The sequence below is a fragment of the uncultured Mailhella sp. genome (assembly GCF_947631555.1).
Classification (GTDB): Bacteria; Desulfobacterota; Desulfovibrionia; order Desulfovibrionales; family Desulfovibrionaceae; genus Mailhella.
In genome coordinates this window covers 14,557-39,451 of sequence record NZ_CANRLT010000016.1, presented here as the reverse complement: position 1 = coordinate 39,451, position 24,895 = coordinate 14,557, and the positions used below count along the sequence as shown (strand labels likewise).

The 24,895-nt window shown below is 54.1% G+C and carries 21 protein-coding genes; all 21 read right to left on the bottom strand.

Features of this window, described 5'->3' with window-relative positions:
• Positions 1–426: 426 nt before the first annotated feature.
• The 21 genes from Q0Z94_RS03930 to Q0Z94_RS03830 all read right to left on the bottom strand — a co-directional run bounded on the left by Q0Z94_RS03930 (position 427) and on the right by Q0Z94_RS03830 (position 24,833).
• Entirely contained in the window at positions 427–4,269 is a 3,843-nt protein-coding gene (locus tag Q0Z94_RS03930; protein WP_298067716.1) for a polysaccharide pyruvyl transferase family protein, read from the bottom strand.
• A gap of 56 nt (positions 4,270–4,325) precedes the next feature.
• Positions 4,326–6,125, bottom strand: a complete 1,800-nt coding sequence (locus tag Q0Z94_RS03925; protein WP_298067715.1) for a hypothetical protein — start codon at positions 6,123–6,125, stop codon at positions 4,326–4,328.
• A gap of 492 nt (positions 6,126–6,617) precedes the next feature.
• Positions 6,618–7,256: a ribulose-phosphate 3-epimerase gene (locus tag Q0Z94_RS03920; protein WP_298067714.1), complete on the bottom strand. Its 639-nt coding sequence runs from the start codon at positions 7,254–7,256 to the stop codon at positions 6,618–6,620.
• 25 nt (positions 7,257–7,281) lie between these two features.
• Positions 7,282–8,172, bottom strand: coding sequence for a type I phosphomannose isomerase catalytic subunit (locus tag Q0Z94_RS03915; RefSeq protein WP_298067713.1), 891 nt, complete (start codon positions 8,170–8,172; stop codon positions 7,282–7,284).
• 9 nt (positions 8,173–8,181) lie between these two features.
• Positions 8,182–8,562, bottom strand: a complete 381-nt coding sequence (locus Q0Z94_RS03910) for a hypothetical protein (RefSeq protein WP_298067712.1) — start codon at positions 8,560–8,562, stop codon at positions 8,182–8,184.
• A complete protein-coding gene (locus Q0Z94_RS03905) occupies positions 8,549–10,066 on the bottom strand; it encodes a phosphotransferase (RefSeq protein ID WP_298067711.1) in 1,518 nt (505 codons plus the stop codon). Before Q0Z94_RS03905 ends, Q0Z94_RS03910 begins: the two co-directional genes overlap by 14 nt.
• The gene (locus Q0Z94_RS03900; RefSeq protein ID WP_298067710.1) at positions 10,063–10,965 is read right to left on the bottom strand and encodes a site-specific integrase; all 903 of its coding nucleotides are present in this window, start codon (positions 10,963–10,965) and stop codon (positions 10,063–10,065) included. Before Q0Z94_RS03900 ends, Q0Z94_RS03905 begins: the two co-directional genes overlap by 4 nt.
• A 580-nt stretch (positions 10,966–11,545) precedes the next feature.
• Positions 11,546–13,018 (bottom strand): hypothetical protein, encoded by a 1,473-nt coding sequence (locus tag Q0Z94_RS03895; RefSeq protein WP_298067709.1) that lies wholly within the window; start codon positions 13,016–13,018, stop codon positions 11,546–11,548.
• Position 13,019: 1 nt separating this feature from the next.
• A complete protein-coding gene (locus Q0Z94_RS03890; protein WP_298067708.1) occupies positions 13,020–14,342 on the bottom strand; it encodes an MBOAT family O-acyltransferase in 1,323 nt (440 codons plus the stop codon).
• 115 nt (positions 14,343–14,457) lie between these two features.
• A complete protein-coding gene (locus Q0Z94_RS03885; RefSeq protein WP_298067707.1) occupies positions 14,458–14,583 on the bottom strand; it encodes a hypothetical protein in 126 nt (41 codons plus the stop codon).
• A 356-nt stretch (positions 14,584–14,939) separates the two neighbouring features.
• Entirely contained in the window at positions 14,940–15,341 is a 402-nt protein-coding gene (locus Q0Z94_RS03880) for a F0F1 ATP synthase subunit epsilon (RefSeq protein ID WP_298067706.1), read from the bottom strand.
• A gap of 10 nt (positions 15,342–15,351) precedes the next feature.
• On the bottom strand, positions 15,352–16,764 hold the full coding sequence (atpD, locus tag Q0Z94_RS03875) for a F0F1 ATP synthase subunit beta (protein WP_298067705.1): 1,413 nt from the start codon (positions 16,762–16,764) through the stop codon (positions 15,352–15,354).
• Positions 16,765–16,776: 12 nt separating this feature from the next.
• Positions 16,777–17,655, bottom strand: coding sequence for a F0F1 ATP synthase subunit gamma (locus tag Q0Z94_RS03870; RefSeq protein ID WP_298067704.1), 879 nt, complete (start codon positions 17,653–17,655; stop codon positions 16,777–16,779).
• Positions 17,656–17,658: 3 nt separating this feature from the next.
• Complete coding sequence (gene atpA / locus Q0Z94_RS03865) at positions 17,659–19,173, bottom strand: F0F1 ATP synthase subunit alpha (protein ID WP_298067703.1); 1,515 nt, start codon at positions 19,171–19,173, stop codon at positions 17,659–17,661.
• A gap of 3 nt (positions 19,174–19,176) precedes the next feature.
• A complete protein-coding gene (gene atpH, locus Q0Z94_RS03860) occupies positions 19,177–19,728 on the bottom strand; it encodes an ATP synthase F1 subunit delta (RefSeq protein ID WP_298067702.1) in 552 nt (183 codons plus the stop codon).
• Positions 19,725–20,285 (bottom strand): ATP synthase F0 subunit B, encoded by a 561-nt coding sequence (locus Q0Z94_RS03855; protein WP_298067701.1) that lies wholly within the window; start codon positions 20,283–20,285, stop codon positions 19,725–19,727. The genes atpH and Q0Z94_RS03855 overlap by 4 nt, the downstream gene beginning before the upstream one ends.
• 20 nt (positions 20,286–20,305) lie before the next feature.
• Entirely contained in the window at positions 20,306–20,722 is a 417-nt protein-coding gene (locus tag Q0Z94_RS03850) for an ATP synthase F0 subunit B (RefSeq protein ID WP_298067700.1), read from the bottom strand.
• Positions 20,723–21,140: 418 nt separating this feature from the next.
• Positions 21,141–22,253, bottom strand: coding sequence for a rod shape-determining protein RodA (gene rodA, locus Q0Z94_RS03845; RefSeq protein ID WP_298067699.1), 1,113 nt, complete (start codon positions 22,251–22,253; stop codon positions 21,141–21,143).
• Positions 22,254–22,313: 60 nt separating this feature from the next.
• A complete protein-coding gene (gene proC, locus Q0Z94_RS03840; protein ID WP_298067698.1) occupies positions 22,314–23,099 on the bottom strand; it encodes a pyrroline-5-carboxylate reductase in 786 nt (261 codons plus the stop codon).
• Entirely contained in the window at positions 23,096–23,515 is a 420-nt protein-coding gene (gene ndk / locus Q0Z94_RS03835) for a nucleoside-diphosphate kinase (RefSeq protein WP_298067697.1), read from the bottom strand. The genes proC and ndk overlap by 4 nt, the downstream gene beginning before the upstream one ends.
• 28 nt (positions 23,516–23,543) lie before the next feature.
• Positions 23,544–24,833 carry a S41 family peptidase gene (locus tag Q0Z94_RS03830; RefSeq protein WP_298067696.1) on the bottom strand — a complete coding sequence of 430 codons (1,290 nt, stop codon included), beginning with the start codon at positions 24,831–24,833 and terminating at the stop codon, positions 23,544–23,546.
• Between the last annotated feature and the right edge of the window lie 62 nt (positions 24,834–24,895).

The following is a 24,895-nucleotide window of genomic DNA, read 5'->3' as shown; positions in this document are numbered from 1 at the left end:
TCTCTCCAGAAGAGAAAAAAGCCGCTCATGATAAAAAAGCGATGACTACATTTTTTCCTGCCAGAAGTGTATATTTCGACAATTCTAACGTTGGAAAATACACCTTAAGTGCAGTAGCTACATGAAAATACGTAATCATGATGGCCATGAGAAAACGCAGCAGATCAACGGAATAGAACTTCTTTTGCCCGGAAAGCGGTGCAACCTTACAGGACTGAAGGTGATTCATCCAATAACTCCTTTTGTTGGACTACTATGCTTGTCTATCTCTCAGAGATAATCAGATTGCGTATCGGGGGCGGATTCCCTGAACTGTCTTTCCGCTTCGCGTGATCTCCCGGAGGGAAGAAAGCAGAATGTTACCGATACGCCCCGAAAAAAAGGTTCGTTCATGCGCTGCTCCGGCAAACGGAAAACTCGTCTCCGTCATTTACCGCTATCGCCGCGCTGCAGCTCACGTATTCTCTGGAGCTTTTCCTTGCAGCTGCGCGATTTTTCGGTGTATCTTCGTTTGAAGATAAAGTTTTTGCCTATCCTGTAGCGCCAATAGTTGAAGAGAATGCTGTTCTTGTGGCTCAGGAGGTACATATCTCGGCGCATTTCCTCCATGTGAGCCTGCACAAGCGAGAAGTTTTTCTCCAGAGTTTCTTCCGTTTGCCGCTGTGCGCCCTCAAGGTTTGCCTTCAGTTCTTCCCGCGTCTGGACTTGCAGCTCGGTGATATTCTTCTTCTTCAGAACTTCTTCCATATGGCTTTGCAGCCCGCCGGCCCATGCCAGCAGGGCCTCGTCCATCCTGGACTTTTGCTCATCAGTTGATTTTTTCAGATTCCCCTCTACAGCGGATACCTTGGTATTTATGTAGCCATATATGCTAGCTATCTTTTCATCATAGTCGTTGATAAGCGCGTCATAGATATCTTCTTCCTCGGTCAGTGTATTCTGCTTTGGGGAATCCAGAGCATTTTTCAGCCAGGCGTACGCTTCATCGATGCGCTTCTGAATCGTTGAGTTAAAATACGAAAAATCAACCTCATCAAAAAGCCATTCGGCTTGATAGATGTCCCCAAGGTGATAAAAAATACGCTCTTTTTGTCCGCCAAGGCGGGCAATTGTGGAAAAGCGTGAATCATGTTTGCCATCCATAGCATATACTAAATAAGGTTTGTTGAAGATAAGCGACAGACACGCTCCATGAAAAGAATTTCCAATAATAAATTTTGCGTGGATAAAATACCACAGCCAGTTTTCCATGGAAATATCCCAAGAAAACAGATCAATGGCCCTCGTACACCCTGTCTTTTCCAAGGTCCAATCAAGCAATTTCTGTAGATCCTGAGATTTAATTCTGTCTGGCAGTGTTATATAATAGGCGATGAAATCTTCATCAGGTTTATCGGTAGCCTTTTCTGCTATGTTCAGATACTTGTTTTTATCAATACAGAAGACCGGGTCAAGAATAAACTTCGCATCGAGACCGAAGGTGTTCTTCATAAGTTCGACGCCTTCAACCTCTCTGATGGAGTGATAGTCGAAGCGCTTGAGAAAATGCCTGACAAGATTTTTCTGCGCTTCAGTGGCATGGAAATAATCATTGCAAAAACTTGCCGCATACGATATCAGTTTATTGTTTTTGGCATCCACCCACCAGCCATAGAATCGTTTTCCATCAAGCTTGCATAGAACATAGTTAAAAATTTGATCAGAACCGACAATAAAAGTCTTAATATCGTTGTTTAACAATTTCAAATCAGCACGATTCTCCAGCCAGCGCGTTCTTTTTATATAGGTATCTGCAAATTTCTTAGCATATCCTTTATGGAAAAATTTATCTCTATCGTGCGGAGATATATAATTTATGGTTAAAGCGTTATAGCCAAGGGAATTGACCATTTCATTAAGCGCATAATTTGTGAGGATTGCGCCTCTATTATTGACATACCACCAGTTTGTGATTCCGACTCTGGTATTTTTCTGCGCCTCTCTGCTGTTGACGTTGAAGGGTTTGTCATTGATGTGCTTGAAAAAATCCAGGCATGCCGGCAGGCGCTGAGGTTCCTGGCCAAGCTGCCAGGCAAGCGCATGGAGGGGCATGGCTTTTTTCAGTTTTATGCCGTCAGTCAGGCTCTCAAACAACAGTTCAGCTTTTTTGTTGTTCAGCAGTATCCCGCTTGTGCCCTTTCTGTCATCGCAGTCCGGCGCAAACTGCTGGATGCGCCAAAAGTCGCCTATGGTAAAATCCCCGGGGCGCGGCAATCTTTTATAGGCACAATGTGCGCATTGCGAGCCTTTAAGTGTCCTCTCTAAAAATGGCGTCATATATTTCTTGTCGGAAACGATAGAACCGCAAGTTTCAGTGAATGTGATATGCGAGCACGCCCATCCATAGACAGTTTTGTCTCGCATATTTATGGCTGCCAGCGGAATATCGGCGTAGTTCTCCTCAAGGTACTGCCGCCAGGCCTTCGGGCTGGGAGCATAGGCACAGAGCAGATCCACGGTGCAGAGGTTGTCGTAGTCCCTGGTTAAATAATTGAGCAGCCCGGCGACCTGGCAGGGAACACCGGAAAAGAGGACAGGAACGCCTTTTTCAAGAAGAGCCCTGACGTTTTTCAGGAGCGTTTCAGAAATAAAGCTCTGGACATATTTGGAGCTGCGCAGTTTTTCCAGTTCAGCTTCCGTTTCTGCGATAATGTGGCGAACCTGCCAGTGTTCAGCAAAGGCCGCGCCCACAACCACACCGCCGCGGCGCAGAAATTCCCGTGCGAGGATGCCGAAGGCGCCGCCGGAAGAGCTTTTCAGCCGGATGGAGTCTTCCGCCATAAAGGCAAAACACGGCGGGACAGGGTTGTTTTGATCATGCGCATGGTTCTGCGGGCAGGTTTTCTCACAGATCCGACACTGCACGCATAGTTTTTCATCGATAACAGGTTTATAGAAGCCTTCCTCGTTTTCCCGCATGGTGATGGCGGCGCGAGGACAGGCGTTGGCGCAGGCCGCGCATCCTGTACAGCGTTTCATGTCGGTAATCGTGACAGCCATGTTTTTTTCCTCCGTCAGAAGCAATGTCCACTCATCTGCCCCCCCCCGCGATTGTTTCCACGGCATGGCATATCTTTTATGCACAGCACAATAATCGCAGAACGAAGGTCTGTGTGTCAGGAATTCAGTGATTTCCTCAAACGACTGCGCCCTATGCAGGTCAATAGAGCAATTTTCAGTTACTTCAAGATGTTGGTTAAATTTTTTGTTATACCACTGAGAGTTTGGAATAATAGGGCAGGTATATATCTTCCCATTTCTCAAGGTTAAACACTTATTGAAATGATAACAGTGTATAAATCTGTATTTTTCCACGGATCCGCTTACGTCAAACGGATGTTTTGTGGATGTTTTTTTATGAGCTTTCAGGTTTCCATATTCCAATAATATCCAAAGTTTTGCACCTTTTGTTGAAGGTTGTTCAAAAACTATGGGAATATCGTGTTTTTTTGCTTGCTCTGTAATCATATCAAGTTTTTGAGGTATGGGATAACGTGTCAAATTAATCTGCACATCATACTTTTTAATCGCCAGCCATATATTTTTGTCATCGCTGTAGCTTGACCATTTTGGCAACAGCAGGCCATTTGTGAACAGAATAATATTGGTATCTGGAAAATACTTTCTTGTAATTTTAAAATAATCTATACACTTATTATTTAATAGTGGCTCTCCTCCAAGTAATGTTATACTGTTTATATTCTTTTGAAGTTGCGATAATTTATCTATATCTTTGGCATAGCTGTCATAGTCAATAAAGTTCTTTTCGGCAAGAGGAGCAAAATGGTCACAGCATTGGCAGTTTAAATTGCAATGGTCAGCCAGATTTACTTCCAGATCGAATTTTTCAGCCGTTTTCGGAGACATCTTTTTGATAATCGCCTGCGTGTTCCATTCGCTGACGACAAAGATGTCCTCTATCCCCACCTTGCGCAGGACGGAAAATGCCTCGCCGGTCATAGTTCCGGCGGCAAGGATGACCTTCACCCGTTCTTTCTGCCTGTGCCTTTCGGCCTCCTGAATGGAAAGAACAGGAATGCTGCCATCCTCCTTTTGTCCTTCATCTGCCTGAGGCACAATAAAGCCGTTCACTTTAACGGACGCCTGTTCCAAATATTTGCCTATCATCCTGCTGGCAACACTATCGCCGTAGATATACGGCTTGTCGCAGCCGATAAACGCGGCCAGCTTTTCCAGCTCGTCCATTCTGGGCATATCGTCAAGACCCATGTTCGTCTCGGTGTTTTATAGGTTTTCTAAAGCGGCAAACGGTGTTCACAGGCGTTTCAGTACCGGGCCAGGATGTTTTCCTGTATGCTGTCGAGAGAGAATTCGTCCGTGTCCCATTCCCTGACGGTTTCCGGTAAGACGCCTTCGATATGCCGCAGGGAATAGCAGGCAAGTGCCACGGACGACGTATAGCCAGGAAATTTTTTCTTGAAAGCGGTATAGAGGACGTCCATCTTCACCCGTGTGGCGGAAAGAAGCACGGCCATGCCGGAAGCCAGGGACACCATGCCTGCGGAACGGGACGCCAGCTCGTAGAAAGCGTCTATGGGCAGTTTGCAGGTCTTTGCGCCGTCCAGCGCGAGGCTGCCGTTGACGATGACGCCATAGCCCTTCCGCTGAAGGCCGTGAGCCAGCTTCTGCCAGAATTCTTCGGCAAGCGGCATCGAACAGTTTGCCTCCGGCAGGAGCACGGCAAAGCGCGGCTTCATGCCGAATCCGTCGAGTACGTCGTCCACCATGCTTTTTATGGCCGGCGCAATGCGAGGCGGACGGGGCAGCTGGTCTCCGGCCTGAAGCACGGCCTTGATATGCGCGTAGAAGTCGCCGGAACCCGTGTTGCGCAGCCCGGCCAGAAGCGTCCTGTCAATATGCGCATCGGCGGAAAAGACGGTGAACTCGCCCGCCGTCACCGGCTCGCTGCCAAAGAGAGCGCACTGCTGCCCGTATCCCATCGAGATGCTGACCAGGGGAATATCCGCTGGAAGAAACATCCGGTACAGGGGCAGCTGATTTTTCTGCCACACCGCCACCTGTATGTCTCCATGGTCTCCCTTGAGCCAGCTTTCCGCATGGGCGAGAAAGACATAGGTTTCGCCGATGTGATAGGGTAAAAGATAGACCTTGTGCCGCGCCGGCTCGAGCTGACGGGTAAATTCTTCAATCAGCCTGTCCCGCCACGGCTTTTTCTGGATGGTGACGCCGAGCACCCGGGTCGTCCTGAAGAGTGTAAAGCGCCGCGAATAGACGCAGAGACCGAAAAGGTGCAGACGGCAGGAACGGTCGTTATGCCGCACCTTGTGCAAAAGCCCACCCAGAACGGAGGTCTTGACGCGGTCGGAAACATAGCTTCGCTCATAGATGGGAAATGGGCCAAACGTTATTTTTTCCGGTTCTGGGCGAAAGAGAATATTTTTATTGGCAACAGGAAAATGTTTTGCCTGACCGCCACACTGTTCCCATATGCGTTTCCAGAAACGATGATGTTGCTTGCTGGACTTGTTAACAGAAAAGAAAGCCTGCCACTTCTCCTTGAGATACCATCGATGCCACGCCTTCACCTGTTTTTGCAGTGCTGGGGTCAAGTCCTTCCCTTCCCACACGATGTTGCCAGTGATCTGCCAGTTGTGGAGAAGGATCTCATGGACGCCCGTGGGAAAGGCGAAGGGGACGTTCAGGCTGCCCATTTCCCTGCGCAGCTCGGAGGGATATACTACAAAAAGCCGATCACCTGCGCCCACAAGCACATCGCAAAGGCCGGAACGGAGACCGAACACGCCGGCGCAGGAAAGCCCCAGCGCCACCACGTCTTCCAGGGACAGTCCGAGGTCAAAGGCGGAAATACCGTGCGCCAGACGGTACTTCTGGGAATTGACAAGGACGGTATAGCCCTGCGCGTGGACATGCTCCGCAATGATGTTCCAGAACTGCACGGGAATTTCAATAGTCGTGGCCGCTTCCGGGGCGAAAAGCACGATTTTGTTAAGAGGGGCGATGGAGGCAAGTTTTTTCTTTACTTGTATGGAAAGACCTCTAGGGGGGTTCGGTACGGAAAAAAGGTAATCTGTGTCCAAACCCAAGGAACATGGCCAAATATAACACCAGTAATTAGCATACATAATAAACCAGTGAAATACATTAACGCAGACGAATGGCTCTCCTATAACTGGTATACCTGGAAAAATTGAAAGAAATACTTCATTGTGCAGCCAGTCTGGATTTTGATGCTGCACATCGGGAGTTCCCAAAAAACATTCTTTCAAGTCATTATTTTTATTGACAAATGAATCAAGATCATAAATGTCATAATCGACAATATTAAAAAATTTCATGAGAAACTCATGCTGAGGCCGAATAATAAAATGAAGTTTAGCTCCATAAATTTCTTCAAATTTTTTTCTTGCCAAAATAAGATAAAAATTATCGCCTAGATGCTTATGTAAAATAAGATTATAACAATCTTTATAGCACAGTTTTTTTATTTCTTCGCGGATTTTGGCCAAAGTTTGATAATGAGGAGCTTTAGCCGGATAATGTCCATCTTGGTAATTGTAGTGCATTATTTTCTCCTTCTACTGCCGCAGGTCTGCCATAAGTTCAGCGTAGAGTTTTTGCTTGCCGAAAAGGGCGGAGGTGCCCAGCACAAAGGAGCCAACGCCCTGCGCCTTCCATTTCTTCACCACGTCCGGCCCGACGTTGCCGTCCAGACAGAGGACGCCCTGTCCCCGTCTGGCGGCAAAGGCGGCGATTCTCTCTTCTATCCCCGGCACGGCGGACTGTCCGGCAAAGCCGGGCTTCACCCGCATGAGCATGACCCTGTCCACCTCGTCCAGGAAGTCTTCCGCTTCTTCCAGAGGCGTTTCCGGGTTCAGCACCATGCCCGCTTCCCGGCCTTCCGCCCTGATGCGCCGCACACACTCGGCAAAGCTGCCGGATTCTAAGTGAATGAAGATAATGTCCACGCCGCAGGCAAAGGCGTACGGAAGGTGCAGCAGGGGATTTTTCACCATAAGGTGGACTTCGAGAGGGCGTTTCGTCAGTTTGCGCACGGCGGCGGCATCCGCCCAGGAAAGGGCGAAGTTGGGCACGAATTCCCCGTCCATGATGTCGATGTGGTAGCTGTCCGCCCCCGCGGCTTCGAGGGACAAAATTTCTTCCCTCAGCCTTCCGAGGTCGGCGCACATCAGCGAAGGAGAAAGCAAAAAGGACATGACGGATTCCCGCTTTTTCTGCCGTTCAGCGTTTGGGCCAGGCGATCATGACATCGCAGCCGGAGACATCGAGCGCCTCACCAGGTTCCAGCAGCACGGCCGTGCCGGGCAGGACGGAAATGCCGAGGACGGATTTCTCCCCGCGCAGCAGCACGGCAAAGGCAAACATGTCACGTTCGTTGACAAAGCGGCTCTGATGCTGGATGAGCTGCGTTGCGTACATGCGCTCTTCAATGGGACCGCCATCGTACCTGCGGGAGACGGACTTCTGCGAGACCTCAAGGCAGGCCAGCGCCTTTTCCAGCTGTAGGGGGCGCTTCTGACCGTTTTTGTCCACACGGTCGAAATCGTAGAAGCGGTAGGTCTTTTCGCAGTTTTCCTCGATCTCGAAGTGCAGGCTGCCCGCTGTCGCGGCATGAAGCGTGCCGCCGGTGACGTACACATAGTCGCCCGCCGCGCAGGGCATCATGTCCAGAGTCTCGGCGATGCGGCCCGCGGCGATCCTTTCCCGCATCTCTTCCACGGAAGACGCCTTGCAGCCGTTGTACATCCTGCCGCAGGCCGGGGCCTTGAGCGTGTAGAAGGATTCGTTCTTGCCAAAGGGCAGGCCTTCCAGGCTGCGGGCCATGGCGTCGTTCGGGTGTACCTGGATGGAGAGGTTCTGGCGGGCTTCCACAAGGGCCATGAGTATGGGCAGCTCCGTATAGCGTTCAAGGCCGAAGCGCGCCTTGTTCCCGGCAAACCACTCATGGAGCGTCCGGCCCGCATAGCTGCCGCCGGCAATGACGTTGTTGAATTCCGCCGTGTCGATGGCGGAATACAGGTGCCCTATGCTGGTGCAGCCGCTGCCCGAGTACGGGGTCAGCAATGAGCCTCCCCAGATGGTTTCATGCACTATGGGCTTCAGTATCTGCATGACGTTCTCCTAAAGATTCTCATCGATGACGAGGGAAAGATGGGCGAGTCCCTGATTTCTTACGGGGCGGACGGCGTAGGCGCAGGGCAGGCCGGAGGGCTTGCAGTCGTTGAGCAGTATCCGTTCCCCCACGGGGATCTCGAAAAAAAGATGGTCGTAGCGCACGCCATAGCTGCGCAGAAAGGCTTCGGTCTTTTCACGGGCGGCCCGTTCCCGCGCCGTGAGGATGATCACGGTGTCGCCTTCGGGAAGTGACTTGAGAAATTCCAGCGCCCCTGGCAGCCATTCGTCGCGGCCGCTCTTGTAGCCGTTGTGCACGACCAGCGTGCCGTCGAAATCGAAGAGCCAGGTGTGGGCGAGGGGAGAGAGCCGCAGTTCAGTTCCGGACATTGCCGAACTCCTCGCGCCATTCGTGGAAGAGCGCCGTACCGTTGTAGAAGGCCAGACACATGGAGTCGTAGTCCTCCCAGCAGTGGGAAGCCAGAGAAAGCCAGACTATGGCATGGATGAGCTTGATCCTTGAAACATCGGCGTTCGGTATTCTGGAAAGGAAATAGTCGGTCAGATGTTCCCAGCCGCCGCTGTGGATCTCGTAGAACACATGGTCATGATCGATGGCGAGGGAGAAATTCTTGATATTGAACTGGTCGAAGTTGGCGTTGATGGAGTAGTAGAGCTTCACCCAGTCGTAGTATTCATCGCCGAGCACCTCGGACTTGCCGAAGTAGCCGCGCGCGTCGATGAAGAAGATCTCGCCCTTGTCATCGATAAGCGTGTTCGTGAGGGTACAGTCGCCGTGGATGGGCACGAATTTTTCCGTCAGCAGATGGTTCATGACGGCCTTGCGCAGGATATGCGGCTTCCTGAGTACGTTGAGGCAGGGCGTGCCGTTGATGACGATAGTTTCCTCGGAGGCGAAGGGCAGAACATCCTGTATGCTCCGCAGCCGCTCAAGCGTTTTGGCGAAGTATTCTCTGTAGATGTCCCAGGCGTCGGCGGGAATGGAGTCATAGCGGTGCAGTGTGTCCAGCGCGGCGGTCAGGCGGTCGATGGCCGCTTTCTTCTCGCTGTCTGAAAGGGATGAATGAAAGATGTTGTCGCCCAGTATCCGCTCCAGAACTAGCGGCTTCTCGGAATACAGTCTGGGAACGGCGGTGAAGCCGTAGGAGGAAACCTTGCCGTACCAGCGGATTTCCCTGTCGATGAGCTTCCGCGCCTCGTCCGTGAGGCCGGTTTTGACGACCCTGTCGCCCTGTATCTCTATCCGGTTGTAGGGGCGGCAGCGGTTCTCGCTGATGTTCAGCCTGTCATAGGCGGCATGCGTACCCACATCGCTGGCCTCGATGGGCAGTTCGTGCAGAGGAATGCCCGCCTGGGCAAGCCACCTGGTAAAGGAACCTTCCTCCGGCACCTCCTGCAGAAAGCGCCTGTCGGAAAAGACGTACAGTCCGGCCACGCCCTTGCCCTCATGCTGTTCGCGGACAAGTCTGCCGTCCTTCAGGCTCCAGGAGCAGGGGAACGAGGCCACGCCCACCGTGCAGCCGGGTTTCACAGCGGGAATCTCGAAGCTGTCCGCCAGAATCAGGTCAGACCAGATGACGATGAACGGCTCCTGTTCGGGGATGAGCGCGGCGGCTTGCTTCAGCGCCGCGGCATTGCCCTTGCGTTCCGCCTTGATCAGCACATAGTTCACGTTTCTGGCAAAGGTGGAAAGATAGCGGTCGATCACGTCGAACTTGTAATCGGCGATGATGATGAACTCCTCGCCCGGCCATTTCTGAAACAGATGAAAGAGAATGGGACGATACTGTATGGGAATCAGACCCTTGGGCTTGTTCCGTGTCAGTTCGTTCATGCGGGAGCCCAGCCCGCCGGCTTGAATGATGACTTTCATGCTCTGTTTTCCTTGAACCGCTTATGAAAACATTCTCCGCGCTGAACCTCGCGCGCCAGCTCCAGTGCCCCCGGTTTGTAGTGGCCGAGGAGCGTACGCAGTTCGCTCTGACTGACGCCCATGCTCACCAGGACGTTTGCGAAGGTATGACGCAGATCCTGGAGGCGAAGTTCAGGATGCCCGAACTCGTCGCGTATCTGGTACCAGTCGCGGGTGATGTAGGTGAGGCGCGTCCCGCTGCTTGTCGTGAACAGCCACGGCACGCCCTTGTACCGCGGCAGCTTCTCAAGAAACTTCTGCGCTTCGTTGTTCAGCGGGATCAGCCGCCGCCGTCCGGTAAAGTTTGCGGGCACGGCCAGGACGCCGCGGGCAAGGTCCACGTCTTCCCAGCGGGCGCCGAGCACCTCGGACTTGCCGGCTCCCGTGAGCAGCATCAGACGGATGGCGTTGGCTGAAGCCCAGTACGGATACTTCTTGAGGATATCGAAGAGCCTGACGAGCTCAGGAAGTTCCAGCAGCACAGGGCTGCGGCCCGGTCTGGCGGGCATGCCGGCAGACTTGAAAGCCGCGTCACTGGCCAGCACACCCCAGTGTACGGCGCAGTTCAGCACATACTTGGCCAGCCAGAACTGACGGAAACAGGTGCTGTACGAAAGCCCGCTCTGTTCAAGTGCATCGATCCATGCCAGAAGCGTGCCCGCGGTGATGTCGGGCAGCCGGTACGAGCCAAGATACGGCAGCACATGCCGTTCCAGGTTGCCCTGATCCACCTTCCAGCTCCGCTTGTTCTGCCGGACGAACGGCAGATAGCGCTCCTCGACAAAGTCGCAGAGCAGCGGAGCCTCACTCCGTGTAATGTTCGATGCGGCGGCAAGATCACCGCGGGTTTTGTATGCCATGAGCCCATCCCGCCTAGAGAATACCCAACTCATTGACAGTTATAATGTCAATGAACACGGAATGAGCGCCAAAAATCGATATAACACTTCGAATTTATAATATATTTTTTATGCCAAAAAACAGCGCTGACTTTTCTTGGAGCACCTCTTGCTAAAAAAGGCCTTTTAGGATAGAAATGCCAACAACTCATTGACATTATAACTGTCAATGAATCCTTGTGCTGCGGCAGCTATTTTTTTGCACGAACTGCGACCGTCAAATTTCTTCCCCTTCCTCCGCGTCGAAAAATCACGTTTCTGCTTTCGCCGCCTTTCAACTTCTCCCGTCCGGATTTCCATGCGAGGCCGGTCTGTTCGTACGTTTTTGTCTGTGTGTGCCAAAGGCGGACATCTGCGTGTTCACCAACGAGCCCCTTATCCTAGAGACATTTGAGAAGTGACCGGTTAAATGTTCGGCACCTTCTGACGGATACGGATGGGGCATGACCTATGCTCCGCCCGTTTGCCACTCTTGGCGGGAAAGGGAGAGTCAACCGGGATGACACGGTTAAGCCGACTTTGTCTCCCTGCAGGAGTCTCTTTACCTGTCTATTTTGAAATCAGAACAAAAAACACCGAGAACTCTTGAATCAGCACTGTCTGGGGAGATGGATTTGGGACTTACCGCTCCGTTTGAAAAAAATTCCAGACGGTTCAGGCCGACACGGAGCAGGTGCTGAGGAATGGTTACAATTATTTTTTGAGGACATGACAATGTATTTAACGATATTTGAGATATTTTGTTTTTATTTATAAAAAGACATAATTCTTTTGCACGAAATTTATTTTTAATCATAAAAGAAAAGGTACAATCGTTTTTTGCATTATGAAAAAATTCCATACTGGAGTGATACTTGCTCCATTGTCCCTTTCCAGATTTTTCGTAAGGATGCCAATTTCTAAGAATAAAATCATCAGTATAATTCAATAACGTTTCTACTTCGCGTTTTATTCGATAGGAATTTAATTTTGTATATGTATAGGTCAGAATCAACAAATCTGTTTTATTCAGTTTTTGAAACCATTCTTCTTTTGTCGGTATACGATTCATAATGATTGCAGCAGTATCTAAAGTCGAAAATCCTAATTGAACTATATTTTTTTTGATTTGTTGTGAAAAAGAATCCCCAAAGCAAAAAGTATTTATTGATAATTCAGCTGAGATAGACTGATATACAGCATATTTCCATGTTGACATCCCTTTATGATATTTTGGTTTAATATTCAATAGATCGGCTATATCACGCTCTTCAGCATAATCTTTATTCAAAATTTTCTCTCCTTTGATAATAATCGGCTGAAAATTTGCTCCTGCATAGTTTAATCTTTTTACTCCTTCTTCCAAAGTTAGGCCAGCAGCTAGCATGGACCAGTGAGTTCCGGTATCTGGAAAAGAATCTTTCAGAATATTTTTTTTCTTCAGGAGGTCAAGTGCATTGACATAAATGATATTCTTTCTGGCAAGTTCCTTTTCCCATAAAGAGTACATGCTGGGCGGTACCTGGCTATGCCTCGCTCGGAACTGCCAAAGCCAGGGCAACGCGTCGCACCGGGCATCTGCCTTGCTTGGAGCCATGACGAAGAGAAAAAATTTCCCCATGGCCTCAAGTCTATCGCGTAGCTTAGCCAACAACATGACAGTTTCTGTTGCATTTTTTAGAACATCATCTGCATTATAAGGAGAAAACTTATTTAAAATATACTGAGATTCATAGATTACTCCATATCTTCCTTGAAGGATATTACCTCCATACCCTGAATGAAACTGACCAAAATTCAGCATGTCATAAACATCGTTTTTCACAGTTAACATGCTGCCGCGCGAGCCAAAATATCTATTCCACCATGTGGCAAATTGCTTCTGAAAATTGCCATTAGCATAAGCCCGCAGAGAAAAAGAAGGTTTAGAAATTTCTGCTTCATGTCCGGCCAGGTGGACATCTGGCAAATTAAACCATGGAATAATCATGAGTCCAGCCACCAGAAGAATAAAGAAAAACTTTACTTTTTTCATTTTAAAACCTGAAATAAAGAAAGGGGCTGAATTTGCTTGTCATAGCAAAACAGTAGGTTACGAAAAAAATGACGGCCAAAGTTAATACTCCGCCATACCGATGCTGAAGCGTATGAAAAGAGAATATGCGTATCGGCCAGGAAAAAAGCAGGCCAAGAAGCATAAAGAAGCCGTTGCTTATGGTAATGCAGTGTCTCCATGCCGGAATAAACGAAAACATGTCATATCCTGCATTTCCCAGAAACATAATTTTCAGATATGCTGTGGCGTAGGAAAGGTCGGGTGAACGGAAGAACACCCAGCCTGTCATGACAAAAAGCATCACATAGGCATGGGCGAAAAGTGCAGGAAGCCTGGCAAGATACCGTCCTGTAAACTTTTCCGACACCAGGCCCAGCCCATGCCAGATACCCCAGACTACAAAATTCCAGGCCGCCCCATGCCAGAGGCCGCAGAGGAAGAAAACTATGAACTGATTGACGAGCGTGCGCACGATGGATATGCGGTTTCCCCCAAGAGGAATGTACACATAATCCCGAAGCCACGATGACAGAGAGATATGCCAGCGCCTCCAGAAATCCTTGATGGAGCGGGCAGAGTAAGGGAAGTTGAAGTTTTCCAAGAATTGAAAATTGAATATCCGGCCAAGCCCGATGGCCATATCGGAGTAAGCCGAAAAGTCGTAATAAATTTGCAGAGTGTAGGCGATGCAGCCCATCCACGCCCAGAGCTGAGGAATGGCGGACACGTTGGCAACAAAAATCTTGTCCGCCACAAAGCCCATGGAGTCGGCGATGAAAACCTTCTTGGCGAGACCAATGGAAAAACGAACAAGTCCCTCATAAACATTATCGAAGTGCAGGGTGCGATCTTCCAGCTCGCTGCATATGGTGCTGTAGCGCACTATGGGCCCTGCCACCAGCTGCGGAAAAAGCGAAATGTAAAGCGCGAGTCTGGCAAGACTGTGCTGCGCCTCTACTTCCCCGCGGTACACGTCTATGGTATATGACATGGCCTGAAAACAGTAAAAGGAAATGCCTATAGGAAGGGCAATATGAAAAAGCTCTATTTCCGGCATACCAAACATTGGTATCAATTTATTGATATTGATAATGGCAAAATCAAGATATTTATAAAAGAACAACGCTGACAGGTTAAGGATAACGGCAGCCCACAAGAGTACACGCCGGGAAAAAACAACGTTTACTTTCGGCGTATCCATGAGAAGCGCCGCATAGTAATTGACAGCAATAAGGCCGATCATGACGAGAAGGGCCTTCGGTTCTCCCCAGGAATAGAAAAGAAGGCTGGCCAGAAGAAGCACGGTATTTCTGTAACCTGTTTGTGCCAAAGCATAAATCAGGAGGAGTACAGGCAGAAAAAGGGAAAGAAACAAGGGGGATGAAAATACCATAATGACGGTTTTCCCGATTTATCTTTCAGTTTTGTTTGTTCTGCCGGACGAACGGCAGATAGCGCGCCTCGACAAAGTCGCAGAACAGCGGAGCCTCACTCCGTGTAATGTTCGATTCGGCGGCAAGAACGCCGCGGGTTTTGTGTGCCATAAGCCCATCCAGCCTGGAGAATGCCAACAATTCATTGACAGTTATAATGTCAATGAACACGGGATGAGCGCCAAAAAGCGATATAATACGTTGAATTTATAATTTATTTTTTATGCCGAAAAACAGCGCTGACTTTTCTTGGAGCACCTCTTGCTAAAAAAGGCCTTTTAGGATAGAAATGCCAACAACTCATTGACATTATAACTGTCGATGAATCCTTGCGCGAGAACGTCGTTTTTTTGTACGAACTACCGCTGTCCCCCCAAAAAACTTCTTTTATGCCTTGGCTGTTTACCAAAAACGAAGGGGAGACGTTCCTGGAACGTCTCCCCTTTGCGTTGAGAATGAGGTATCTGCTAGCGGTGTGCAGCCACGCGGAGGCGGGCTATGGCACGAGTCAGCGCCAGCTCGGCACGAGCCGTATCGGTATCAGGTTCCGGAGCCTTGAGGCGTTTTTCCGCACGAGCCTTAGCCTGTTCCGCTCTGTCCACATCAATGTCGGCTGCCAGTTCCGCGGCTTCGGCCAGCACCGTCACCTTGTTTTCCGAGACTTCGGCGAAGCCGCCGGACACGAAGGCCCATTTTACTTCACCGCCCTGCCGGTAGTAGAGGTCGCCGATCTTCAGAGCCGAAAGCAGCGGTGAGTGATCAGGCAAAACGCCGAACTGCCCGTCCACTCCAGCGGCGCCGACATAGTCCACGTCCGCACCGAGCACGACCCGGTCAGGAGTGACGATATCGAGACGAAGGGTTGCCATGGCGGTCTCCCTAAGCCTGCTGGCGCTTGTTATACTTCTCAATGGCCATGTCAATGCTGCCCACGTTGAACACGTCCGTCTCGGAGAGATAGTCGTAGTCGCCGTCAAGCAGTCCCTTGAAGCCCTTGATGGTATCTTCCAGCTTCACATAGACGCCCGGAATGCCGGAGAACACCTCGGCCACATGGAAGGGCTGGGACAGGAAGCGCTGGATGCGGCGGGCGCGGGCCACGGTCATCTTATCCTCGTCGGAAAGTTCGTCCATACCGAGGATGGCGATGATGTCCTGAAGATCCTTGTACTTCTGAAGCACCTGCTGCACGCGGCGCGCCACGGAGTAATGCTCCGGTCCGACAACGTTGGGATCGAGGATGCGCGAGGTGGAGTCGAGCGGATCCACGGCCGGATAGATGCCCAGTTCGGCAATGGAACGGTTGAGCACCAGCGTACCGTCAAGGTGTGCGAAGGTCGTGGCAGGGGCAGGGTCGGTGAGGTCGTCAGCGGGAACGTACACGGCCTGCACGGAGGTGATGGAACCGGCCGCCGTGGAGGTGATACGTTCCTGAAGACCGCCAAGGTCCGTGCCCAGCGTGGGCTGATAGCCCACGGCGGAAGGCATACGGCCCAGCAGTGCGGACACTTCGGAGCCGGCCTGCGTGAAGCGGAAGATGTTGTCGATGAACAGCAGCACGTCCTGATGCTCTTCGTCGCGGAAGTACTCGGCGCAGGCCAGGGCGGTGAGGGCCACGCGGGCGCGGGCTCCCGGCGGCTCGTTCATCTGACCGTAGACCAGCACGGCGCGTTCCAGAACGCCGGCTTCCTTCAACTCGCCGTAAAGGTCGTTGCCCTCACGGGTACGCTCGCCCACGCCGGCGAACACGGAGTTGCCGCCGTGCTGCTTGGCGATGTTGTTGATCATCTCCATGAGGATAACGGTCTTGCCCACACCGGCGCCGCCGAACAGACCGATCTTGCCGCCCTTGGGGAAGGGAATCAGCAGATCCACGACCTTGATGCCGGTTTCCAGGAGTTCCACCTGGGTGTTCAAATCCGTGAATTCAGGAGCGGGACGGTGGATGGGGAAGTACTTGTCCGTTTCCACCGGGCCAAGTCCGTCCACGGGCTTGCCGACCACATTCAGGATACGGCCGATGGCCGCCTTGCCCACAGGGGTCATGATGGGCTTGCCGGTATCCACAGCTTCCATGCCGCGGACGAGACCATCGGTGCTGTCCATGGCGATGGTCCGCACCACGTTGTTGCCCAGATGCTGGGCCACTTCGCAGATCAGGTCGGCAGCGTTGGGATTATTGGTATTATGGATCTCGAGTGCGTTGAGGATGTTCGGAAGCTGTCCCTCGGGGAAAGCCACGTCCACAACAGCACCGATGACCTGTACTATCTGGCCTTTGTTTGCTGTCATGCCCTAATGCTCCTACTGGCTTTGCTGCGCATTCGCGCCGCCAACAATATCGATGAGTTCGTTGGTAATGGTGGCCTGACGCGTCTTGTTGTACAGCAGCGTCAGGGTGTTGATCAGCTCATCACAGTTCCGCGTGGCGTTGTCCATGGAAGCCATGCGCGCCGCATGTTCGCTGGCGGCATTGTCCAGAAGTCCGCGGTAGATCTGAACATTGACGTAGCGCGGCAGAAATTCTGCCATCAGCGCGCCCGCTTCCGGCTCGTACAAGCACTCGGCGGACGCTCCGTCCTGCTTTTTCTCACTGGCTGCGGCGGTCACGGGCAGAATCGCCATCGTCGAGGGAACCTGGCGCGTCATGCTCGCAAACTCGCTGTACACCAGATAAACTTCATCGGCATCGCATCCGGCGTAGAGCTGGGAAACCTTTCCGCCAAGACGTGCCGCCAGGGTGAAATCGAACGAACCCATGACATCCCCGTACGATTCCATGATCTCGTAAGGGGTCTTGCGTATGGCGTCGCGGCCCTTTTTCCCCACGCAGATGAACCGGACGGACAGCCCCGCCTCCTCTCTGGATTTGGCCAGGCTGAGCGCCGCGGAAATCAGATTGATGTTGAAGCCCCCGCACAGGCCGCGATCAGAAGTGAGCAGCAGGATGACTGCCGTCTTCGGCTGACCGTGCGCCTGGAGCAGCGGGTGCGCCGCTTCTTCCGTGCGTCCGGAAAGAGAATCCAGCATCTCGTTGAACTTCTCCGCGTAGGGCCGGAAACGTTCGATGCGGTTCTGGGCGCCGCGCAGCTTCGCCGAGGCGACCATGCCCATGGCCCTCGTGATCTGCTTGGTCTTGCCGACGCCGGATATCTGGAGTTTTACATCTTTCAACGAAGGCATGAGTTACCCCCGCGCCTTGAAGGATACCTTGAACTCGTTGATGGCCGCGGAAAGACGGGCTTCAAGATCATCATCCAGCTTCTTGCGGTCGCGGATATCGGCGAGGATATCGGGCTTTTCGCTGCGAAGCATTTCCAGCAGGCCGCTTTCAAACGGCAGCACATCGCTCACCTCGATATCGTCCAGGAAGCCGCGGGAGGCGGAGAAGATGGAAGCCACCTGCTCTTCGGTGGGCATGGGGCGATACTGGGGCTGTTTGAGCAGTTCCGTCATGCGGGCGCCGCGATCGAGGATGGCCTTGGTATCCTTGTCCAGATCGGAGCCGAACTGGGCAAAGGCGGCCATTTCACGATAGTGGGCAAGATCCAGACGGAGCGAACCGGCAACCTGCTTCATGGCCTTGATCTGGGCCGCGCCGCCCACGCGGGATACCGAGATACCCACGTTGATGGCGGGACGGATACCGGCGTTGAACAGGTTGGTTTCAAGGAAGACCTGTCCGTCCGTAATGGAAATGACGTTCGTCGGGATGTAGGCCGACACGTCGCCGGCCTGGGTCTCGATGACGGGCAGAGCCGTCAGGGAACCGGCGCCGAGTTCATCGCTCAGCTTGGCCGCGCGTTCCAGCAGACGGGAATGGAGGTAGAACACGTCGCCGGGGAAGGCTTCACGTCCCGGGGGACGGCGGAGCAGCAGGGACATCTGGCGATAGGCCACGGCCTGCTTGGACAGGTCGTCATAAATGATGAGCGCGTGCTCTCCGTTGTCGCGGTAGTATTCGGCCATGGTGCAGCCGGAATAGGGCGCGATGTACTGAAGCGGTGCGGATTCGGAGGCGGAGGCGGACACGATGGTGGTGTACTCCATGGCCCCGTACTTGCGCAGAGTTTCCGCCACCAGCGCGACGGTGGACTTCTTCTGGCCGATGGCCACATAGAAGCAGTGTACGCCCGTGCCCTTCTGCGCCAGAATGGCGTCCACGCAGATGGCGGTCTTGCCCACCTGACGGTCGCCGATGATAAGTTCACGCTGGCCGCGGCCAATGGGCGTGATGGCGTCGATGGCCTTGAGTCCCGTGACCATGGGTTCGTGTACGCTCTTGCGCTGCATGATGCCGGGAGCCTTCAGCTCCACGGGACGGATTTCCGCGCGTTCCACGGGGCCAAGTCCGTCGAGAGGCTGCCCCAGAGGGTTCAGCACTCGACCGGCCACCGCGGGGCCGACCGGCACGGAGAAGATGCGGCCCGTGCGCTTGACAGGATCGCCTTCCTTGATACCGGTATCGTCGCCGAGCAGAGCGACGCCGACATTGTCCTCTTCGAGGTTGAGCACCATGCCCATGAGTCCGCCGGGAAATTCCAGCAGTTCCATCGACATGGCGTTCCGCACGCCATAGACGCGGGCGATACCGTCGCCGACATAGATGACGGTGCCGGTTTCGCTCATTTCCACATGCTGGTCGTAGTTGCGGATCTGCTCCTCGATGATCTTTCCGATCTCTTCAGCCTTGATGTGCATGGCCTACTCACCCCTCTTGATGACTTCCCTGAGGTTATCGAGCTGCGCACGCAGACTTGCGTCATACACCATATCTCCCACCCGGAAGACGATGCCTCCGATGATGGCAGGGTCGATGACGTACTCAAGCTCCAGCCTGCGCTCAGTCTGCAATTCCAATTTCTGCCTGATGGCGTCTCTGCGCTCAGCGTCCAGCTCTATGGCCGTAGTGACCACGCCGCGGGAAACGCCGCGGGCGCCGTCCAGCATCACGTCATAGTCCGCTGCGATGGCGGGCAGGAGCGCCAGCCGGCCCTTGTCGGCCAGCAGTGCGCAAAAACGCCGTTCCATAGCGCCGCCGCCCGCCACATCCAGCAGGGCCAGCGCAACTTTTTTCTTCTCCTCCGCGGACAGGGCAGGATTGCTGAAAGCCTCCGCAAGTTTCGGAGTCTTTTCCACAGCCTCGCCCAAAGCCCGCAGCGAGTTTCCACACCGTTCCAGTTCTTCAAGGCCGGCGTCCCTGCCCAGCGCAAAGAGCGCGGACGCGTAGCGGCGAGACACGACATTGCCGATCACTGCAGCACCACCTTGGTCAACGATTGGTCGATCAGCTTCTGATGGGCACGGGCATCCAGCGTTTCGGCAAGGGTCTTCTCCACCGCCGAAACGACAGATTCCGCCATCCTGCTGCGGATAGCCTCCAGTTCCACCTTGCCTTCCTGCTCGGCGACATGGGCGGCCTGCTCCACAATCCGGGCTGCCTGACGCTCGGCATCGGCAAGAATGGCATCCTTCATGCGCTCGGCCTGAATGCGGCCTTCCTCAAGAAGACGGGCGCATTCGGTCTCCACATCGGCGATCTGCCTTTCCACCTCGGCAAGACGGGCTTCAGCCTCAGCCCGGCGGGCGGCCAGGCCGTCCATTTCCTGGACGATGGCGGCGCGGCGCTTCTTGAAGAAGCCCTTGATGAGCAGGCCGGCGCATTTCCAGATAATGGCAAAAAAACACGCGAACGTGAGCACACGGAGCAGGAAGTCGCCCCAGGGAATGCCCCCTTCCGAACTCGCGTATGCGGCCTGGCAGGACATCAGCACCAGAGCGCAGGCTGCCAGCACTCGATAAAACTTTTGCACGCCTCTCTCCTCTGCTCTCGTTATCCCAGCATGGACTTGACCGCCATCCGGGCGAATTCGTCCACACGGCCGTCAAGCTCACTCCGGGCCGCGCGACTTTCGTCCTGAATGCGGGCGATGGCCTCCTGATGGATGGCCCTGGCCTTTTCTCCCGCAGCACCGAGCGCTTCCTGCGCGCTCTTCTGAGCGGACGCCTTCACCTTGTCGCGAAGAGCGGCCACTTCCGCTCTGGCCTGAGCGATGCGGGCGGCGTAGCCCTCCTGCTTGAGACCGGCCTCGTTCTCCAGTGCCTCGGCATTTCCTCTCAGCCTGTCATTCTCCGCACGGCGGCGGGCAAGGATGCCGCGTATGGGACGGATGATAAGGCCATAGATGAGCGCCAGAGAAACCAGAAAGTTCACCAGCTGGATCAGGAGGGTGATGTCAATATTGATCATTACGGAACCTCCAGCCGGGGCGGAAAAACCGCCCTGCAATCGCAAATCCTCATTGTTCTGCCTCAAGTAGGGCATACTGAGGCTAGAATTAATTCAGACCTACGCCGTTTCCTATCTTTTGTCAAAAGCCTTTCCCCGCCGGATGGCTTTCTCTTTACACTGCCTTTCAGTCTTCAACCCCGAAAAAAAGCGTGTTTAAAAACATATATCCTTATAAAATAATTTGATTAAATAATAATGCGCCAGCAGCCTTTCCCCGAAAGGGGAGGCCTCTTCTCCAATTTTTCTCCGGCGTTTTTTCCGATTTTTCGGCGAAAAAAAATAAAACTTTTTTCGCATTCCGGCAAAAACACCCGCCAGAACATGGGACAGCGGCGCAAACTCCGAAGGCGGGAAAAAGCCTCTGAGCAGAGACAGCCTAACCTTTAAAGACGAAACGGCGCATGGAAATATTCAGCACTATGCCCACGAGAGCGCAGTTCACCACCAGAGCCGTACCGCCGTAACTGATGAAGGGCAGCGGCATACCCACCACGGGCATGATGCCCACCACCATACCGATGTTCACGATGATCTGCCAGAAGAAATAGAAGAAGATGCCTGCCGCAAGCGTACTTCCGAAGCGGTCCCTGGCATCGCGCACGGTTCCGTACATGGCGGCGAGGAAGAAACAGAACAGCGCGATAAGAGCCAGGCAGCCCACAAAGCCCCACTCTTCCCCGAAAACGGCGATGGCGAAGTCCGTGTGCTTTTCGGGCAGGAAACGGAGCTGACTCTGTGTACCTGCAAGGAAACCCTTGCCGAACATTTCCCCCGAACCGATGGCGATCTGTGACTGAATGATGTGGTAGCCCGCGCCCCGCGGGTCGCGCGTGGGGTCAAGGAACGTCAGGATGCGCTCGCGCTGGTAGTCGTGGAGGACGAACCAGCCCAAAGGCATGAGCAGGGGCAGGACAATGAGGCAAACGCGCAGTACCCGCCACTTCACACCATGGAAAAGCACCATGCCTCCGAGCAGAACCAGCACCGTAAGCCCGGAGCCGAGGTCAGGCTGCCTGACAATGAACAGGAAGGGAATCACGCCTATGGCCAGCACTTCTCCCAGACGTTTCCAGCCCAACGTTTCTCCGTCACGGCACAGAAACCTGGCTCCCATCATGAGCACGGCGAACTTGGCCAGTTCGCTGGGCTGAAGGTTCATGACGCCGAGGTCTATCCAGCGCTTCGCGCCATAGACGGTCTTGCCCGCTATGGGAACGAGCATGAGCAGAATGAGGACGATGACGTAGCATGGGACCGCGAGCCGTTCGATGCGCCGGTAGTCCAGCAGCATACAGCAGACCATGGCGGCAAGGCCCACCAGCCCCCAGACGAGCTGCCGCTGGTAGAAGGGGGACAGGACAAAGCCTCCTTCCATGCGGGAGGCGCTGGCGGAATACAGATTCACCATGCCGACGGCAAAGAGCAGAAGCGTGGCAAGCGCCAGCCCCCAGTTGATCCCAAAGATCATCCGTCTGTCAGGCATCTGCATGGCAGCACCTCAGGCAGAAAAGCACTCCGCCTGCGCAGGGATGAGACGCGGCAGCCCGTCTCACCGCGCCATTTCCTGATCGCGCTTCAGCGCTTCGAGAACGGCGTCGGTCACATGGCCGGGAACGGCGCAGCGTTCCAGATGATTGACGCCGCGTATGGTCGTTCCCGCCGGAGAGCATACCTTGACGCGCAGGTCGGCAAAGCTCTCCGGGGATTCAAGGCAGAGCTTTGCCGAACCCTCAACCATGGCGGCGATCAGCTCTCTGGCGGCAGGAGCCTTCAGTCCCATGGTGATGCCGGCGTTGAGCAGTCCTTCCATGAACAGGAAGACGAAGGCCGGCCCGCAGCCCACCAGCGAAGAGAAGGCGGGGAACTGAGCTTCCGGAAGCACGATGGCCCTGCCCAGGCTCTGGAACATGTTCAGCAGCTCCCCGCGCTGCTCCTCAGAAAGCACGGGATCGTCAAAGCACAGGGCAAAGACGCCCCTGCCCACGATAACCGGCAGATTGGGCATGACGCGCACCACGGGGCAGATGCCGGCTGTGCCCTTGCGCAGTTTGTCCAGCGAAAAGGCCGCGGCCAGCGAAAGCACGACTTTGGAAGCATCCAGCGCAGGCCGGATCTCTTCCAGCATGGCTTCCATCTGATAAGGCTTGACGGCCAGAAGGATCACTTCGGCACGGCGGGCGAGTTCCAAAGGACTGCCTGCCCACTCAACACCCAGTGCGTCCACCTTGGAACGGCTGTGGTCATGCCCCAGCAGACGGCAGCCGCCCCGGGCGGCGAGTCCGCGGAGCACACCGCCGCCCATGTTTCCGCAGCCGATGCAGCCTACGGTCTTCATCCCACAATCTCCGTCTGACTGAAGAAAAACGCGATTTCCCGGGCAGCCGTCTCAGGAGCGTCCGAACCGTGTACGGCATTGGCCTGCACACTCTGGGCATACTTTCTGCGGATGGTGCCTTCCGCGGCTTTGGCCGGATCCGTACTTCCCATGAGCGCCCGGTAAGCCGCCACCGCATCCTCGCCTTCCAGTACCGAACAGACCACGGGGCCGGAGGTCATGTAACGCACAAGGTCGCCGTAAAAGGGACGTTCGCGGTGCACCTCATAGAACGCCCCGGCCTGCGCTTCGGTAAGGCGGAGCATTTTCATGGCCGCAATGCGCAGACCGGAGGCCTGAATCATGGCCAGAATCTCCCCCTGAAGTCCACGGGCTACGGCGTCCGGTTTTATGATGGAAAGAGTTCTCTGCAGCATGGTTCCTCCAGATGCCGCCGGGCGGGCGTCAATTTTTAAGTTCTCTGAGCGCGGGCAGGGTTTTGGCAAATTGCAGGGCCATACGGAGCTGATTGTCGCGGGCGAGCATCCGGGCTGCTTCCTCGGCCTCGGCCGTGCCGCTCTTTTCGTTCTTATCTCCGCCGTCCTTCTGTTCCAGATGGCCGCGCAAGTCTTTCTCGCGCAGGGAAAGTTCCGGCGTTTTCTCCTCGCGGGGCGGCTCCCAGGCAATCTCGAAGTCGGGCACGATACCTTCCGCCTGAATGGACTTGCCCGAAGGCGTGTAGTAGCGGGCCACCGTGAGCTTCAGGCCCGTACCGTCGGACAGAGGGATGAGGTTCTGCACGGAACCTTTGCCAAACGTCCGTTCGCCGACGATGAGCGCACGCTTCTGGTCACGCAGCGCCCCGGCTACAATCTCCGAGGCGGAAGCGGTTCCGGCGTTCACCAGCACCACCACGGGGCAGGTCACATCGTCCTGGGAGGGCCTGGCCTTGAAGACGCGGCGGGAAGCGGCGTCGCGGCCGCGCATGGACACAATGTCGCCGCCGCTCAGGAAGAGGTCGGACACCTCCACGCTCTGATCCAGAAGGCCGCCGGGGTTGTTGCGCAGGTCAAGGACTATGCCTTTAAGCCCGCTTCCGGCACGGGCCTTGTTCAGAGCTTCGGAAAGTTCCTCTGCCGTGTGCCCGCTGAAGCGGGTGAGGCGTATCCAGTGATAGCCCGGTTCCAGCTCTCTGGACTTGACGCTGAGAAGCGGTATGGCATCGCGCCGGATCTTCATGGTCACGGGCTTCGCGCCATTCTTGTGCAGAACCTTGAGTTCTACCACGGTACCGCGCTTGCCGCGCATCCGGGAGACGACTTCCGTAAGGGACATTTCCATGGTGTACTGGCCGTCTACCGCGAGAATGGAGTCCCCGGCCTGAAGCCCGGCCTTGTAGCCCGGCGTGTCCTCGATGGGGCTGACGACCATGACCTGGCCGTTTTCCATGGTGATTTCCACGCCCACGCCGAAAAATTCGCCGCTGGTATTCTCCTGCATCTCCTGAAATTCCTTCTCCGTCATGAGCGTGGAATGAGGATCCAGATTCTGGAGCATACCCTTGAGCGCGTCTTCCAGAAGTTCCTTGTGTGAGACATCGTTGACGTAGTGCTGCTCCACGATGTCCAGTATCTGGCTGAAACGGCGCAGGGACTCGTAGTCCGCTTCTGCGCTGACAGCCTTCATCGCTCCTCCGCCGGCAAGGAAGAACACCAGAGCCAGCGCGGCAGCGGTCAACAGAGAAATCTTCTTCATGAGGACGCCTCCAATGCGTGATGGAACCGTGTAAGCATAGAGTCGTTTCCGCTAAAACGCAA

Excerpts from the sequence above, each read along its gene's own strand:
- Q0Z94_RS03930 (WP_298067716.1), bottom strand. The coding sequence starts at position 4,269 with ATGGGTCTTGACGATATGCCCAGAATGGACGAGCTGGAAAAGCTGGCC.
- Q0Z94_RS03920 (WP_298067714.1), bottom strand. The coding sequence starts at position 7,256 with ATGTCCTTTTTGCTTTCTCCTTCGCTGATGTGCGCCGACCTCGGAAGG.
- Q0Z94_RS03915 (WP_298067713.1), bottom strand. The coding sequence starts at position 8,172 with ATGCAGATACTGAAGCCCATAGTGCATGAAACCATCTGGGGAGGCTCA.
- Q0Z94_RS03910 (WP_298067712.1), bottom strand. The coding sequence starts at position 8,562 with ATGTCCGGAACTGAACTGCGGCTCTCTCCCCTCGCCCACACCTGGCTC.
- Q0Z94_RS03905 (WP_298067711.1), bottom strand. The coding sequence starts at position 10,066 with ATGAAAGTCATCATTCAAGCCGGCGGGCTGGGCTCCCGCATGAACGAA.
- Q0Z94_RS03900 (WP_298067710.1), bottom strand. The coding sequence starts at position 10,965 with ATGGCATACAAAACCCGCGGTGATCTTGCCGCCGCATCGAACATTACA.
- Q0Z94_RS03895 (WP_298067709.1), bottom strand. The coding sequence starts at position 13,018 with ATGAAAAAAGTAAAGTTTTTCTTTATTCTTCTGGTGGCTGGACTCATG.
- Q0Z94_RS03885 (WP_298067707.1), bottom strand. The coding sequence starts at position 14,583 with ATGGCACACAAAACCCGCGGCGTTCTTGCCGCCGAATCGAACATTACA.
- Q0Z94_RS03880 (WP_298067706.1), bottom strand. The coding sequence starts at position 15,341 with ATGGCAACCCTTCGTCTCGATATCGTCACTCCTGACCGGGTCGTGCTC.
- atpD (WP_298067705.1), bottom strand. The coding sequence starts at position 16,764 with ATGACAGCAAACAAAGGCCAGATAGTACAGGTCATCGGTGCTGTTGTG.
- Q0Z94_RS03870 (WP_298067704.1), bottom strand. The coding sequence starts at position 17,655 with ATGCCTTCGTTGAAAGATGTAAAACTCCAGATATCCGGCGTCGGCAAG.
- atpA (WP_298067703.1), bottom strand. The coding sequence starts at position 19,173 with ATGCACATCAAGGCTGAAGAGATCGGAAAGATCATCGAGGAGCAGATC.
- Q0Z94_RS03850 (WP_298067700.1), bottom strand. The coding sequence starts at position 20,722 with ATGATCAATATTGACATCACCCTCCTGATCCAGCTGGTGAACTTTCTG.
- rodA (WP_298067699.1), bottom strand. The coding sequence starts at position 22,253 with ATGCAGATGCCTGACAGACGGATGATCTTTGGGATCAACTGGGGGCTG.
- proC (WP_298067698.1), bottom strand. The coding sequence starts at position 23,099 with ATGAAGACCGTAGGCTGCATCGGCTGCGGAAACATGGGCGGCGGTGTG.
- ndk (WP_298067697.1), bottom strand. The coding sequence starts at position 23,515 with ATGCTGCAGAGAACTCTTTCCATCATAAAACCGGACGCCGTAGCCCGT.
- Q0Z94_RS03830 (WP_298067696.1), bottom strand. The coding sequence starts at position 24,833 with ATGAAGAAGATTTCTCTGTTGACCGCTGCCGCGCTGGCTCTGGTGTTC.